14 protein-coding genes are annotated in these 14,729 nt (G+C 69.9%); 6 read left to right on the forward strand and 8 right to left on the reverse strand.

Annotation, left to right across the window (positions count from 1 at the left end):
• The first annotated feature begins 29 nt into the window (after positions 1–29).
• Positions 30–1,028, forward strand: a complete 999-nt coding sequence (locus ABDJ85_RS03375) for a tripartite tricarboxylate transporter substrate-binding protein (RefSeq protein WP_347703322.1) — start codon at positions 30–32, stop codon at positions 1,026–1,028.
• A 2-nt stretch (positions 1,029–1,030) separates the two neighbouring features.
• The gene (locus ABDJ85_RS03380; RefSeq protein ID WP_347703323.1) at positions 1,031–2,239 is read left to right on the forward strand and encodes a cytochrome P450; all 1,209 of its coding nucleotides are present in this window, start codon (positions 1,031–1,033) and stop codon (positions 2,237–2,239) included.
• Here the strand turns inward: ABDJ85_RS03380 and ABDJ85_RS03385 are convergent, their stop codons facing one another.
• Entirely contained in the window at positions 2,240–3,169 is a 930-nt protein-coding gene (locus ABDJ85_RS03385; protein ID WP_347703324.1) for an MBL fold metallo-hydrolase, read from the reverse strand.
• Between the two features lie 76 nt (positions 3,170–3,245).
• On the opposite strand from ABDJ85_RS03385, the gene ABDJ85_RS03390 reads away from it, so the two are divergent.
• Positions 3,246–4,130, forward strand: coding sequence for an alpha/beta fold hydrolase (locus ABDJ85_RS03390; RefSeq protein WP_430765510.1), 885 nt, complete (start codon positions 3,246–3,248; stop codon positions 4,128–4,130).
• Here ABDJ85_RS03390 and ABDJ85_RS03395 read toward each other — a convergent pair.
• The gene (locus ABDJ85_RS03395; protein WP_347703325.1) at positions 4,095–4,481 is read right to left on the reverse strand and encodes a response regulator transcription factor; all 387 of its coding nucleotides are present in this window, start codon (positions 4,479–4,481) and stop codon (positions 4,095–4,097) included. The two genes, ABDJ85_RS03390 and ABDJ85_RS03395, sit on opposite strands and share 36 nt — an antisense overlap.
• 45 nt (positions 4,482–4,526) lie before the next feature.
• Positions 4,527–5,144, reverse strand: a complete 618-nt coding sequence (locus ABDJ85_RS03400; protein WP_347703326.1) for an ECF-type sigma factor — start codon at positions 5,142–5,144, stop codon at positions 4,527–4,529.
• Positions 5,145–5,256: 112 nt separating this feature from the next.
• On the opposite strand from ABDJ85_RS03400, the gene ABDJ85_RS03405 reads away from it, so the two are divergent.
• Positions 5,257–7,923, forward strand: a complete 2,667-nt coding sequence (locus tag ABDJ85_RS03405; RefSeq protein WP_347703327.1) for a serine/threonine-protein kinase — start codon at positions 5,257–5,259, stop codon at positions 7,921–7,923.
• 40 nt (positions 7,924–7,963) lie between these two features.
• Positions 7,964–8,356, forward strand: a complete 393-nt coding sequence (locus ABDJ85_RS03410; protein WP_347703328.1) for a YfeK family protein — start codon at positions 7,964–7,966, stop codon at positions 8,354–8,356.
• Positions 8,357–8,430: 74 nt separating this feature from the next.
• On the opposite strand, the gene ABDJ85_RS03415 is transcribed toward ABDJ85_RS03410, so the two are convergent.
• From ABDJ85_RS03415 to ABDJ85_RS03425, 3 genes are all read right to left on the reverse strand, one after another.
• Entirely contained in the window at positions 8,431–8,577 is a 147-nt protein-coding gene (locus ABDJ85_RS03415) for a hypothetical protein (RefSeq protein ID WP_347703329.1), read from the reverse strand.
• A gap of 129 nt (positions 8,578–8,706) precedes the next feature.
• On the reverse strand, positions 8,707–8,940 hold the full coding sequence (locus ABDJ85_RS03420; protein WP_347703330.1) for a DUF2805 domain-containing protein: 234 nt from the start codon (positions 8,938–8,940) through the stop codon (positions 8,707–8,709).
• Positions 8,941–8,950: 10 nt separating this feature from the next.
• Complete coding sequence (locus ABDJ85_RS03425) at positions 8,951–10,633, reverse strand: deoxyguanosinetriphosphate triphosphohydrolase family protein (protein ID WP_347703331.1); 1,683 nt, start codon at positions 10,631–10,633, stop codon at positions 8,951–8,953.
• A gap of 140 nt (positions 10,634–10,773) precedes the next feature.
• Between ABDJ85_RS03425 and ABDJ85_RS03430 the strand changes: the two genes are divergently transcribed.
• Entirely contained in the window at positions 10,774–11,367 is a 594-nt protein-coding gene (locus ABDJ85_RS03430; protein WP_347703332.1) for a putative 2OG-Fe(II) oxygenase, read from the forward strand.
• Positions 11,368–11,380: 13 nt separating this feature from the next.
• Here the strand turns inward: ABDJ85_RS03430 and ABDJ85_RS03435 are convergent, their stop codons facing one another.
• Together ABDJ85_RS03435 and ABDJ85_RS03440 are read right to left on the reverse strand one after the other, a co-directional pair.
• Positions 11,381–13,642 carry a YgiQ family radical SAM protein gene (locus ABDJ85_RS03435; RefSeq protein WP_347703333.1) on the reverse strand — a complete coding sequence of 754 codons (2,262 nt, stop codon included), beginning with the start codon at positions 13,640–13,642 and terminating at the stop codon, positions 11,381–11,383.
• A 108-nt stretch (positions 13,643–13,750) separates the two neighbouring features.
• Positions 13,751–14,680, reverse strand: a complete 930-nt coding sequence (locus tag ABDJ85_RS03440; protein WP_347703334.1) for a tetratricopeptide repeat protein — start codon at positions 14,678–14,680, stop codon at positions 13,751–13,753.
• Positions 14,681–14,729: the final 49 nt, after the last annotated feature.

The raw sequence follows: 14,729 nt of genomic DNA on the forward strand, positions 1-14,729 counted from the left end.
AAACGCCCCCCGCCATGCCTTCGCCACCCTTGCTTCGTCCCCTGTTTATGGGCCGTGCCGACCCCATGCGGCGGGGCCTGCTCGCCCTGGTGGCAGCGGCCAGCCTGCCGGGCACCGGGCGTGCCGAACCCTTGGCCACGCTGCGCCTGCTGCTGGGCGCACCGGCCGGCGGCCCGGGCGACCTGATGGCGCGCCAGCTGGCCGAGCGCCTGCGCGGCGAGCACGCCCGAGCCGTGGTGGTGGAGAACCGCAGTGGCGCCGGTGGCCAGCTGGCCGTGGCGGCGCTGAAGGACGCGCCGGTCGATGGCAGCGTGCTGCTGCTGGTGCCTTCGTCCGTGGTGTCGATCTACCCCTTCACCTACGCGCGCCTGCCCTACCGCGTCGAGACCGACCTGCAGCCGGTGGCCCTGGTGGCGCACTCGCCGCTGGCCTTTGGCGTCGGGCCGGCCGTGCCGGCGGCGGTGAAAAGCTTTGCCGACTTCCTCGCCTGGGCCCAGGCCCACCCGCAGCAGGCCAGCTATGGCTCACCGGCCTCGGGCTCCATCGCCCACCTGCAGGCGGCAGCCGTAGCGCAGGCCAGTGGCGCACCGCTGGTGCACGTGCCCTATCGCGGTGGCGCGCAGGCCGTGGGTGACCTGCGCGGCGGCTCGCTGCCCAGCTTGAGCGCACCGCTGGGCATCTTCCTGCCGCACATGGCCTCGGGCCAGATCCGGCTGCTTGCCGTGTCGGGCGAGGCGCGCAGCCAGCTTGCGCCCAGCGTGCCCACCTGGCGCGAGCTGGGCTTCAAGCTGACGGCGCGCGAGTGGTACGGCTTCTTTGCGCCGGGCCGCACCCCGCGCGAGGTGGTGGCGCGCAGTGCTAGCGCGCTGCTGAAGTCACTCGACAGCCCCGAGGCCGGCGCCCTGCTGGCGCGCTTTGGCCTGGAGCTGACACCCGCCGGCCCCGAGCGCCTGGCCGCCCTGATCCAAGCCGATGCCGCCGAGTGGCGCGGCCTGATCCAACGCATTGGCTTCACCGCCGAGTCCTGAGCATGAGCAACGACATTCCCACCTGCCCGGTCGCCCTTCCCGTCGACTTCCGCGTCGACGCTGACGAGAGCTTTGGCAGCGCCCACCGCCAGTACGCCGAGCTGCGCGCGCGCTGCCCGGTGGCGCACACCGATTCGCTCGGCGGCTTCTGGGCCGTGACGCGCTATGCCGATGTACTGCAAGTGCTGGGCGAGCCCGAGACCTACATCACCTCGGTGCAGAACGTGGTGCCCAAGGTGGCCTTCACCGGCCGGCGCCCGCCGCTGCACCTGGACCCGCCCGAGCACACGCCCTACCGCGCGGTGCTCAACCCCCTGCTGTCACCCGAGCGCGTGGCCCTGCTGGAGCCCACGGTGCGCCGGCTCACCCGTGAGCATCTGAAGCAGCTGCTGGACGCCGGCAGCGGCGACATCTGCGAGGTGGTGGGGGGCCAGGTGCCCGTGAAGGTGTTTGCCACCTGGATGCAGCTGCCCGCGCCGCTGGAGGCCGCCTTGATGGACGCCGGCCCGGCCTTTGTGCGCGCCGTCGAGGCCAACGACCCCGAGGCCATGAAGGCCACCAGCCTGGCGCTCTACGACATGGCGCGCGAGCTGATCGCGCTGCGCCACCGCGAGCCGCTCGACCCCGACAGCGACCCCACCAGCGCCATCCTGGCCGCGCGCATCAATGGCGAGCCCGTGCCCGACGCCATGGCCATCGGCATGGTGCGCCAGGTGCTGGTGGTGGGCATCGTGGCGCCGCTGGTGATGACGGGCAATGTCGCCGTCCACCTGGCCCAGCATCCCGCGCTGCATGCGCAGCTCAAGGCCGACCCTGCGCTCGTGCCTGCCGCGCTCGAGGAGTTCCTGCGCCTCTACACGCCCTACCGCGGCTTTGCTCGCACCGCCAACCGCGACGTCGAACTCGGTGGCAGGCAGATCCGTGCGGGCGAGGCCATCGCCCTGGTCTACGCCTCGGCCAACCGCGACGAAGCGGTGTTCGAGCGGCCCGACGAATTCATCCTCGACCGCCCCAACATCAAGGACCACATCGCCTTTGGCCGCGGCGCCCACTACTGCGCCGGCGCCGCCCTGGGGCGGCTGCAGGTGCGCGTGCTGCTGGAGGAGCTGCTCGCCGCCACCACACGGCTGGAGCTGCTGGCCGAGCCGGTGATGTCGCCCTTCCCCGAGCTTGGGCCCTGGCAGGTGCGAGTGCGCTTGCTCGCTGGCTGATCAGCGGTTCGCCGAGTAGTTCACCGGGATCCACTCATAGCCCTTGCCATCGGCGCGCAGCTTGCCGATGCCGGGGAAGGCGAGGTGGGTGGCGGCAGCGTAGTGCCCTTCAGTCGCCGCAGCGGCGTAGGCGGCCTGGCGCTGGGGGGCGGCGGCCTTGGGGTCGCTGTCGAAGGCGATGGTGATGCTGGGGTCCGGGAACTGCACGGCGGCGACGTGCATCAGGTCGCCCCAGAAAACCATCTTCTGCGCGCCGCTCTGGGCCACGTAGACGCTGTGGCCGGGGGTGTGGCCGTAGGTGGGGAAGGCCTTGACGCCGGGCACCAGCTCGACACCGTCCTTGGCTCCGGTGAAGGGCTTGAAGCGACCGGCGTCCTTGTAGGGTTTGACGGACACCATGGCGCCCATGAAGAAGCCCTTGGCCGAGTCGGGCGCCTTGGCCATCTCGGCCTCGCTGAGCCAGAAGTCGGCATCGCGCTGGTCCACGCGCAGCACGGCATTGGGGAAGACGGTCTTGCCCTCCGCCGTGGCGCCGCCGATGTGGTCGCCATGCAGGTGGGTGATGTAGATCTCGTCCACCTGCTCCGGGCTGTAGCCGCTGGCCTTGAGGTTGGCGAGCAGGCGGCCGAGCGTGGGCCCGAAGAGGCTGGCGGCGCCGGTGTCGATGAGGACGAGCTTGGTGCCGGTGTTGACGAGGTAGCCGTTGACCGAGGTCTCCAGCGGGACGCCAAGGTAGCGGTGCTGCAGCGCGCGGGCCACCTGGCCGGGCTGGGCGCCTTGCAGCAGTTGTTCGGGGTTGAGGTCGAGCGTGCCGTCGGACAGCGCGGTGACCTCGAAGCTGCCCAGTGGCATGCGATACCAGCCCGGGGCCTGGCCCTTGAGCTGAGGGCCGGCGGCGTGGGCACTGAGGGCGGCAAGGGTGTGGCGCATGGCGGTGTCTCCAAAGAATGCCGCGCAGGATAGCGGCGCGCGCTTTGCCCCTGCGCGTGCACGTACATTGCCAAACATGAAAGGCATGACGTCGCGCTATCTCGTGTGCCTGGGCCGCGAGATCCACCTTACCGAGTGGGCGGCGCCGGGTCTTGCCCCCGACGCTCCGGTGCTGGTCGCCTGGCATGGCCTGGCGCGCAGCGGGCGCGACTTTGATGTGCTGGCCCGCCAGTTGTGCGACCGCTGGCGCGTCATCTGTCCCGACACCGTGGGCCGGGGCCTGTCGCAATGGGCCGAGGACCCGGCCGCCGAGTACCACCTGGGCGCCTACGTCGCGCTGGCCGAGAGCCTGCTCGACCAGCTGGGGCTCACCCAGTGCGACTGGCTCGGCACCTCGATGGGCGGTGCCATCGGCCTGCTGGGCGCAGCCACCCGGCTGCAGGGGCGCATCCGCCGCCTGGTGCTCAATGACATCGGCCCCGAGATCGAGGCGGCCGCCGTGGCGCGCATCCGCACCTATGCCGGGGCGCCGCCCGCCTTTGCGACGGTGACCGAGCTGGAGGCCTACTTCCGCGAGATTTACGCGTCCTTCGGCGTGCTGACCGACGCGCAATGGCGCCAGCTCACCGAGACCTCGCTGCGCCGCCTGCCCGATGGCCGCGTCACGCCGCACTACGACCCGCGCATCGTCCAGCAGTTCGAGCGGGCGACCGACGACTACCTGCTCTGGGACGCCTGGGACCGTCTGCGTCTGCCCGTGCTGTGCCTGCGGGGGGCTGATTCCAGCTTGCTGAGCGCCACCACCGCCGAGGCCATGCGCACGCGCGGGCCTCTGGCCGAGCTGATCACCGTGCCCGGTTGCGGGCATGCGCCGGCCCTCAACACGGCCGAGCAGATCGGGTGGGTGGAGCGGTTTCTGTCCGCGTCAGAGATAGGGCTGCTTGGCGGCGTACAGCGCTGAGAGCTTTTCCACCAGCGTGGCGGGGCCAAAGGGCTTGCGGATGTACAGGTCGGCGCCGCAGGCGGCCACAGCCTCCTGGATGGCCGACTCGGGCTTGGCGCTGACCAGCACCACCTTGGGCGCCGCAGCGCCATAGGTCGCCTTGATGCGTCGGCAGGCTTCGGCGCCGTCAAACTCGCCCGGCATCATGATGTCGATCAAGACCAGGTCGGGCCGAAGCGCCCCGACGGCGGCCACCGCAGAGGCGCCGTCCACCGCTTCGTGCACCTCGAAACCGCTGGCCAGCTCCATCGTCAGGCGCAGCAGTTCACGGATGTCTTCACTGTCATCAACGACCAGGATCTTGTGCATGCCGAACGACTCCGGTGGCAGCAGGCGCCACCCGCGTCCGACAGGCTAGCGACTTTCCTGAGCGTCCGCCACGGCGTCGGTGCCAAGCAATTCACGGTGCAGCCAGGCGCGCGCCAGCACCCAGTCGCGCTTGACGGTGGCGAGCGACACGCCCAGCACCTCGGCAATCTCCTCGTTCTCCAGCCCACCGAAGAAACGCAGCTCCACGCCCCGCGCGGCGCGCGGGTCCACGGCATGCAGCGCCAGCAGCGCCTCGTGCACGCTGATCACGTCACGGTCGGGCGGCAGGGCCAGCTGGTCCAGGCCCGAGATCGTCAGCGACTCCAGCTCGGCGCTGCGCTTGTCGGCCCGGCGGGCCAGCTCGTGGTTGACGAGGATGCGCCGCATCATCATCGAGGCCACCGCCAGGAAGTGCGCGCGGCTGCGCCACTGCGTGCGTGACTGCGAGGCCAGCCGGAACCAGGCCTCGTGCGACAGCGCCGTGGGCGACAGCGTGTGCCCCTCGGACTCGCGGCGCAGGTGGTTGCGGGCGATGCCACGCAGCTCCTGGTAGAGCGTCGTGAAGAGCTGGTCACCCACGCCGGCTGCGTCGGGTGCCAGCTGGCTGAGCCAGGCCGTCACATCGGCATCCAGCGCGTCGTCGTCGGGGAGCTCCTTGTCCATGGGGGGATGCTAGGGCAGGCGCAGCCGCCATGAGCCATCCAGGCTTCGCAAGCTGCGTAAACCTGCATGTCTCTGACGAGTCTGGCCGCGCCAGCGACCCGATACTGAAACCATGCCCCCCGCCGCCTCCTGGGACCAAGTCCGCGACCTTTTTGACCGCGCCCTCGCCCTGCCGCCTGCCGACCGCGCCGCCTTCGTCGCCGCCAGCGGCCAGCCCGAGGCCGTGCAGCGAGAGGTGCTGTCCCTGCTGGCGCACTCGGAAGCGCTCGACGACGCAGGCTTTCTGGCCTCGCCCGTGGCGGCGGCGGCTGCCGAGGCTTCGGCTGCGGCGCGCAGCGCCCGGCCGGGCCAGCGCTTCGGGGCCTGGACGCTGGACCGCCTGCTGGGCAGCGGCGGCATGGGCGAGGTGTGGCTCGCGCAGCGCAGCGATGGCTCCTTCGAGGGCGAAGCGGCCATCAAGCTGCTCAAACCGGGCATGGACTCGGCCAGCGTGTACGCGCGCTTCGCCACCGAGCGCCAGGCGCTGGCGCGCCTGAGCCACCCGCACATCGCCCGGCTGCTCGATGCCGGGCTTGGGCCTGACGGCCGGCCCTATGTGGTGATGGAGCACGTGCAGGGCCAGCCCATCCACCGGGCCTGCGCGAGCCTGCCGCTGGCCGAGCGTCTTGCCGTCTTCCTGCAGCTGGCCGATGCCGTCTCCCACGCGCACCGGCACCTGCTGGTGCACCGCGACCTCAAGCCCGGCAATGTGCTCGTCACGCCCGAGGGCCAGGTCAAGCTGCTGGACTTCGGCATCGCCAAGGCGCTGGACCCGCTGGAGTCCACCGACCCCGACGAGACGCGCCTCGGCGAGCGCCCCCTGACCCCCAGCTACGCCAGCCCCGAGCAGCTGCGTGGTGAGCCCGTCACCACGGCCACCGACATCTACTCGCTCGGCGTGCTGCTCTATCTGGTGCTCACCGGCCGTCGCCCCTACGGGCGCGACGCCACCGACGCGCCCTCGCTGATCCAGGCCGCGCTGCACGAGGCGCCGTCGCGCCCCTCCACCCTGGACGCGCCCGACGGCGATGCACCGCACTGGCCGCGCCTGCGGGCACAGCTGGAAGGCGACCTCGACAACATCCTGCTCAAGGCGCTGGAGAAGCAGCCCGAGCACCGCTATGCCTCGGTGCAGGACTTTGCCGCCGACCTGCGCGCCTACCTCGCCGGCCGCCCGGTGAGCGCCCGCGCGGCCACCTGGCCCTACCTGGCGTGGCGCTTTGTCGGCCGCCACCGTCTGGCCGTCGGCCTGGCCGCCACGGCCATGCTGGCCCTGGTGCTGGGCCTCGGGGGCACGCTGTGGCAGATGCAGCTCGCCCGCGAGGCCCAGGCCCGCGCCGAGCACCGCTTCACCCAGCTGCGCGAGCTGTCGCGCCAGATGGTGTTCGGCTACCACGACCAGATCGCCAACCTGCCCGGCAGCCTGGCCACGCGCGAGGCCCTGCTCAAGGACGCGCTCAAGTACATGGACGGCCTGGCCACCGAGCTGGGCCCCGAGCTGGCCCGCCAGCCGCAACTGGCGCGCGAGCTGGCCGAGAGCTACTCGCGCATCGCCGCGCTGCAGGGCGATGGCTTTGCCCCCAGCGCCGAGAACCTGCAGGCCTCGCGCGGCAACCTCGGCAAGGCCCTGGCCCTGCTGCCCTACTACCTCGACAACACCGCCTCGGCCGAGCGCCGCGACCCCGCCGCCTGGCGCGTGGCCGCCGAGATGCACGAGGGCCGCGCCATCTTGGCCATGCGCGCCGGCCAGCTCACCGAGACCAAGGCCGCGCTGGACGACGCCCGCCGGCTCGATGAAGAGGCCCTGCGCCTCGCCCCGCAGGACAGCCGCACCCAGGCCCAGCTCGCCTCCGTGCTCGGGCGGTTGGGGCTGCTGCTGGGCGGCAACCCGCTGCAGGCCCAGCTCGGTGACCTGAAATCGGCAGGCCAAGCCCTCCGGCAGGCCGTGGCGCTCTATGGCCAGCTGTGCGCGCGTGAGCCCGGCAATGTCGAATGGACCCACCAGCACGCCTGGGCCCAGCAACTGCTGGCCTCCTGGGGCTGGCTGGCCGGCGAGCGCGAGACCGCGCTGCGCGCCGCCAACGAGGCCCTGCGCCTGCGCGACGCGGTGCTGCGCGCCGAGCCCGGCAACCCACAGTTTCGCTACCAGCATGCGCTGGTGCGCTCGTCGGCCGCGCGCATCCATGCCGACACCGGCAACCCCGTGGAAGGCGCGCGCCTGCTGGACGAAGCGCTCGCTGGCCTGGACGCCGAGCTCAAGGCCGACCCCGCCAACCAAGCCGCGCGGCGCGACATCGTGCTGCTCACCACCGCCCGCGCCCGCATGCGCTGGCAGGCTGAGCCCACGCCCGCCAACGCCGCTGCGCTGCGCCGCATGCTCGACAACTTCCCGCCCGCCGACCAGCTGGCCGGCGACTTCTACCTCTCGCGCTGGCGCGCCGAAGCCGCCTACGCCGCCGGCCGCGCTGCGCCCGATGCGGCCGAGCAGCTGCGCCTCGCCCAGGAGGCTGAAAGCCTGATGCGCGCCACCGCCGACCAGCCCGCCAACGCCAGCCGCCGCTGGATGCTGGCCCGCGCGCTGAGCCTGCAGGCCACGGCGCTGCAGCGCCAGGGCCAAGATGCTGCCGCCCGCGAGCGCGCGTCACAGGCCATCGCGCTTTGGCAACCCGGCGGCGCCCCGGCGCTCTACCGTGACGACGAAGCCGAGGCCCGGCGCCTGGCTGCGGTGGCGGCCCGCTAGACCCCAGGGGACCCCAACAGGCCCCGATAGCATCCGGGCCATGCGCGCCCCTCTTGCCAGCCTCCTGTTCGTTCTTGTCGCGGCGGCCCACGCCGCCCATGCTGCCCCGCTACCCCCCGCCGCCCGCGCCGAGGCCGAGGCCCTGCTGCTGCGCATGCAAGCCTCAGGCTGCGAGTTCCAGCGCAATGGCAGCTGGTACAGCGGCGCTGAGGCGCGCGGCCACCTGCTCAAGAAGCTCGACTACCTGGAGGGCAAGGGCCTGATCACGACCACCGAGCAGTTCATCGCCCAAGGCGCGTCATCCAGCAGCATGAGCGGCAAGCCCTATCTGGTGCGCTGCGCGGGCAAGCCGGTGCAGGAGACCGGGCCCTGGTTCCTGGCTGAGCTCAAGGCGCTGCGCCAGCCGCAGGCGGCCTCGGGCGTCAAGAAGTAGGCGGCGTGCGCCTCCCCCTGCCACTGCACCCAAAACAGGCGGGCAGTTTGCGCGGGCGCTGTTGTCAGTGAGCTTCAGGCACGCTCGGCGGGGCGGCAGTGGTCCACGGTGTCGTGGGTGTCCGTCGCGTCCACGGGCGAGGGCAGCAGGCTCATGACAAAGCCCAGCAGGGCCACCGCCATGGTGGCGGCAACCTTGACGAGGGGCGATGCGACTTGCATGGCCCAAATACTGCGGGAAACCCTCGGCCTTGTGGCCCCCTAGCCTGGAGGTGAATCTTGGGGTCTGTGGCCGCCCGGGCACGCCCAGTCAGGGGGCGCGCTTAGCGCCTCCAATGCCTAAGGGCGCTTTCAGCGCCCGTGGGGCCAGACCGCGCGCTTGGTGGGGCTCTTGGCAGCCTTGCCCTTGTTGGCCCAGAGCCGGTAGGCCGCTGGCGTCAGCTCGCGCTTGAGCAGGGCCACCAGCGCCCCGTGGCCGATGCCGTGCTCCATCAGCACCTTGTTGTAGGGCGGGGTGTCGTCCCAGGCGGTCGCAATCACGCGCTGGATTTCTTCGGGGCTCAGTTTGGGCGCTGCTTTGGCCATGTGGGGATTGTCAGCGCCAGTAGGCGTTGAAACTGCCGGTCTGGTCGGAGGTCAGCTGGGCGTGCAGGCGCAAGGCTTCGGTATCGGTCAGCGATGAGACGTGGTCGGCCACCAGGCGGGCGGCCTGGGCTTCGGCGGCGGTGCCGCGAAGCGCGCCCTGGCTGCGCAGTTGCTCCTGCATGGAGTCGGGCAGCAGCAGTCCGCGCAGCTTGGGGTCGTTCTCGACCGCGTTCTCGAACAGGGTGTCGAACAGCTCACCCACGATCTTGCGGCTGCGGTAGTGGACCATCTTGAGCCTTCGCGAGTTGATGACGCGGTGGAAGTTGAAGGCCTTCAGGCACTCGATGCGCAGCTTGCTCTCGGGCTCCACCACGACGCGCGAGAAATGCGCCGTGCCCCGGTCCACCTCGATGTCCACGGCGCCGATGTGCCGCTCGATCAGCGCCTCCAGGAACTGCCGCCGCACCATGGGGTGGCGGGCGTGCATGACCGACTCCAGGTAGGTGCGCGCCACAAAGATGTGCCGCGCGCGGTTGCCCTCCACGCTGTCCGCCTGGATGTGCGGGTAGGCGTCGCCCAGGTCGAAGAGGCTGGCGAACACCTGGGTCAGCGCCTCGAGGATGCGCGAGTTGGCGGCTTCGACGTCGTCGTCGGCGAGCAGGCCCAGGCAGGCGCGCACGCCCTCCTCGGAGCGGATGCTGGCCAGCAGCTCGTCATCCGGCGCCACCAGGTCCAGCGGCGTGACGATGCCGGCCTCCAGCGTGTCTTCCAGGTCATAGGCCGAGTAGGCGATGTCGTCGGCGATGTCCATGATCTGGCACTCGACGGTGCGCTGCGCGGTGCCCACGCGCACACCCGAGCTCAGGCCCAGCGCCTGCAGGCGCTGGATCACGGGCAGGTCTTCGGCATACACGCCCTTGGCGCCGCGCCCAGGCCGGGGCTGCAGCAGATAGGGGTACTTGACCACGGCGGCCAGGGTGCCGGCGGTGAGGTTCATGCCCCGGGGCGAGGCCTCGGTGCCGGCGATGGCGTACTCGGCCGCCTCACGGTCACCGATCAGGCCCAGCCGGTTCTCTAGCCGCGCCACGATGCGCAGGGTCTGGGCATTGCCCTCGAAGCCGCCGTAGGCCAGCATGCGCTCGTTCAGCACCTCCTCGCCCGAGTGCCCGAAGGGCGGGTGGCCCAGGTCGTGCAGCAGGCTGGCGCAGGCCACGATGTGGCCGTTGACCCGGTAGCCCCCGAGCTGCGCACCATGCCGCAGATTGAGCGCCAGCGCGATGCGCGAGGCGATGTCCGAGACCTCCAGCGAGTGCGTCAGCCGCGTGCGGAAGACCTCGTTCTCGCCCGCCGGGATCAGCTGGGTCTTGCCCTGCAGGCGCCGCAGCGCGCTGGAGTGGACGATGCGCGAGTAGTCGCGCTCGAAGGGGCTGGCGCCGCGGTAGTTGTCGTCAAAGGGCACGCACAGCCGGCGGGCGTAGGCCTCGGGCCAGGTGGCGGGCTCGGCCGCAGCGAGCCGCTGCTCGGCCGGGGCCTCGGCGGCCGGGTGCGTCGCGTCCTTGAAGGCCGACAGCGCCTGCGTGCGGCGGCGCACCTCGTGGTGCACGGCCAGGCTCAGCAGCCGCTGCGGGGTGTAGGGGCGGCGGCGCAACGAGGGCTTGGGGGGCGTGGGCGGTTTGCCCGGTGGCTTCGACATCAGCGGAATTTCTGGATCAAGGGGTGGGCGGCCGCAGGCCGCGCGTCGAATTGATTGTGCGCGGTGCTGAATGCAAGCCCTGGGCCAGCTGCCCCTCCCCACCGCAGAATGCACGGCCTGACCCGACTTCCGCCCCCGCCATGCAACGACAGTCCTGGAAGCTCTTCCCCACCCTGGTCCAACGCTGCCAGGGGGTGCTGGCGCCTGACGAGCTGGCGCTGATCCGCAGCCATTGCCTAACGCAGGAGAGCCGGCCCCACGGTTCCTTGCAGGGCGATGCGGCTTCGACCTTTGCGGCCCAGGCCCGCTTCATCGAGGCCCTGCAAGCGCAAATCCCGGCCTTGGCCGGGCTGGGCGAGCGCCTCAGCCTGCTCGTGAACGACTACGCCCGCGAGCTGGGTCACCCGCTGCTTCGCATCAGCAACTCATGGTTCAACGTGCAGCGCCCCGGCAGCCTGCTGCGCCACCACACCCACCCGGCGTCCTACGTCTCGGCCGCGCTGTGCATCGCCAGCGACGAGCGCAGCAGCAAGCTCTTCTTCGAGAACCCCAACCCCTTGATCGGCTTCGTCGGGCACGAGCAGCCGACCGAGTTCAACATGGAGATGGCCCGCTTCAAGCTCGACCCGGGCGACCTGCTGCTCTTCCCGTCCTGGCTCAAGCACGGCTCGGGCTACGAGGCCAACGAGTCGGCTTTGCGCATCATGGTCAGCCTCAATACCGAGGTGGCCTGACGCCTGAAGCGTCTCAACGCCCTGGCTTCTTGCGCACTGTGCCGGTGGCGCGCGGTGGCAGCCCGGTGTGCTGGGTCAGCAGCTTGCCGCGCGCGGGCGACACGTGTTTGGCCGGTGCCGAAGCCTTCACCGGGGTGCTGTTGGTGCGCCGGGCGCTTTGGTAGCTGCCGTCGGTGCTGGGCTGGTAGGTCGGGATCAGGTGGTGCTTGCCGTTGCCGATGAGGTCGGCGCGGCCCATGGCCTTCAAGGCCTCGCGCAGCAGCGGCCAGTTGTTGGCGTCGTGGTAGCGCAAAAAGGCCTTGTGCAGGCGGCGGCGGCGCTCGCCGCGCACGATGTCCACGCGCTCGCCCTTGGTCTCCAGCCGGCTGATGCCCTTGAGCGGGTTCTGGCCCGAGTGGTACATGGCCGTGGCCGTGGCCATGGGGCTAGGGTAGAAGGTCTGCACCTGGTCGGCGCGGAAGCCGTTCTTCTTCAGCCACATGGCGAGGTTCATCATGTCCTCGTCGCTGGTGCCGGGGTGGGCGGCGATGAAGTAAGGGATCAGGTACTGCTTCTTGCCCGCCGCCTCGCTGGCGGCCTCGAACATCTGCTTGAAGCGGTCATAGGCGCCGATGCCCGGCTTCATCATCTTGGACAGCGGCCCGTTCTCGGTGTGCTCGGGCGCGATCTTGAGGTAGCCGCCCACGTGATGGGTGACGAGCTCCTTCACGTACTCGGGGCTTTGCACGGCCAGGTCGTAGCGCAGGCCCGAGCCGATCAGCACCTTCTTCACACCCCGCAGGCCGCGCGCGCGGCGGTAGAGCTGGATGAGCGGGCCGTGGTCGGTCTTGAGGTTGCCGCAGATGCCGGGGTAGACGCAAGACGGCTTGCGGCAGGCGGCCTCGATCTCAGGTGACTTGCAGGTCAGCCGGTACATATTGGCCGTGGGGCCGCCGAGGTCAGACACGATGCCGGTGAAGCCCTTGACCTTGTCCCGCATGTCCTCGATCTCGCGAATGATCGAGTCCTCGCTGCGGCTCTGGATGATGCGGCCCTCGTGCTCGGTGATGGAGCAAAAGGTGCAGCCGCCAAAGCAGCCGCGCATGATGTTCACGCTGAAGCGGATCATTTCCCAGGCCGGGATCTTGGTCTCGCCGTCGTGGCCGCCGTTTGAATCGGCATAGCTCGGGTGCGGGCTGCGCGCATAGGGCAGGTCGAACACGTGGTCCATCTCCGCTGTGGTCAGCGGGATGGGCGGCGGGTTGATCCAGAGGTCACGGTCGGCATGCCTTTGAACCAGGGCGCGCGCATTGCCGGGGTTGGTCTCCAGGTGCAGCACGCGGTTGGCGTGGGCGTAGAGCACGGGGTCGCTCTTGACCTGCTCGTAAGCCGGCAGGCGCACGACGGTGTGGTCACGCGGGGGCAGGGCCAGCTTGCCGGTCTTCTTGTTGACGTGGAGCTGGATGGTGTTGGGCGCGGCGGCGTCTTCGCCCGGGGCCGTGGCGCAGACCGTCTCGTCCACCATCTGGTAGGGCGAGATCAGCTCATCGATGCGTCCGGGGCGGTCCACCTCGGTCGAGTCGAGCTCGAACCAGCCCTCGGCGGTCGGGTCGTCCTTGCGGCGCATGAAGGCCGTGCCGCGCACGTCGGTGATGGTGTCAATCGTCTGCCGCCGCGCCAGCCGGTGCGCGATCTCGACGATGGCGCGCTCGGCATTGCCATAGAGCAGCATGTCCGCCTTGCTGTCCACCAGGATGGAGCGGCGCACCTTGTCCTGCCAGTAGTCGTAGTGCGCGATGCGGCGCAAGGAGGCCTCGATGCCGCCGATGATCACCGGCACCTCCTTGAAGGCCTCGTGGCAGCGCTGCGTGTAGACCAGGGTCGCCCGGTCCGGCCGCTTGCCCGCTGCGCCGCCGGGGGTGTAGGCGTCGTCGGTGCGGATTCGCCGGTCCGCCGTGTAGTGGTTGATCATCGAATCCATGTTCCCGGCCGCCACGCCAAAGAACAGGTTGGGCTTGCCCAGGGCCTTGAAGGCCTCGGCGCTGTCCCAGTTGGGCTGGGCAATGATGCCCACGCGGAAGCCCTGCGCCTCCAGCACCCGCCCGATCACCGCCATGCCAAAGCTCGGGTGGTCCACATAGGCGTCCCCGGTCACGATGACGATGTCGCAGCTGTCCCAGCCCAGCTGGTCCATCTCGGCCCGCGTGGTGGGCAGGAAGGGCGCGGTGCCAAAACGCTTGGCCCAGAAGGGGCGGTAGGCGGTCAGGGCCTTGGGTGCTTGAGGGAGGGCGGACATGGGGCCAGATTGTCCCAGGCGAGGCTGCCGGCTGTGCGGGATAGCCCTGCGAGTTGACGGGGTGCCGCAGGGAGGCGCTCCCGCCCCCCGGAATCGATACAGGCCTAGCTAATGCACGGAACTTCCAGCCAATACGCATTCAAAGCGCACGAGGCGGTCAGCTGAAGCAGCTTCGTGGGGCTTGCCAGGCGCCGATACGGTGCCGGTGCTCCAGCGCTCCAGTACCCCTCTGGCTGTATCTGGCGACCTTGCCGAGACGCCTATCAAGTGGCTGTCTGGCCACGCTGCCTTGCGCTGTTCCTCGGTGTGTTCATGAGGGGTCCCCTCGCTGCACTGCTTGCACAGGATTCGCATGTTGGTCGTCCACACTTCGTGGTCGACCTCGGCCGCCTCAAGGGCAGAAGTCAGCGCCTGCAGATCGTCCTCATTCAAGGCATGCACCTCGGCTTCAAAGGTGCTGTTTGCAGACGCTTCAAATAGCTCGAGAACGTTGAAGACCGAGTACATCCTGCCATTGGATTGACGCTGACCGACGGGGGCTCCGTCATGAAGGACGATGTCGCCCGCCCTGAATCCCGACTCGCCGCTTGGGATGTTCTCGATGACGACTCTCACCGGGTCGATTCGCCGACCCCAAACGACTTCTGCATCGCCGTCAGGATTGAGTCGCACAGGTGTGATTCCGAAGTTGTCGGCGATAGGTCCATTGCCAGGCTCGATGTCTATGCCAACACGGCGCCAAGCCTCACGCGCCGTGGCCCAGTCACGCAGTGCGGTGGCTGCGATGGCCATATTCCAGTTGGTGGCTTCGTCGTCTGGGCGAAGGTCAGAGGCTCGCTTGCAGTGCAGTAGCGACTCAGCCCATGCGCCGCGGTACTTGTGGACCAGCCCGATGTTGTAGTGCGTGGCTGCACGATCAGGGTCCAGTGCCAGAGCTCGTTCGTAGAGCGGCATTGCAAGCTCAAGGTCATCCAGCGCTTGCGCCTCATCCAGCAGGGCGTCAACGAGATTGGTGGGGTCTGGGTTGTCGGATGGCATCAAGGATGGTTCCGCGATGAGCGCAACGCTCGCGCTGGTGCAGCTAGGG

Source organism: Roseateles paludis, from assembly GCF_039872745.1.
Taxonomy (GTDB): domain Bacteria; phylum Pseudomonadota; class Gammaproteobacteria; order Burkholderiales; family Burkholderiaceae_C; genus Pelomonas; species Pelomonas paludis.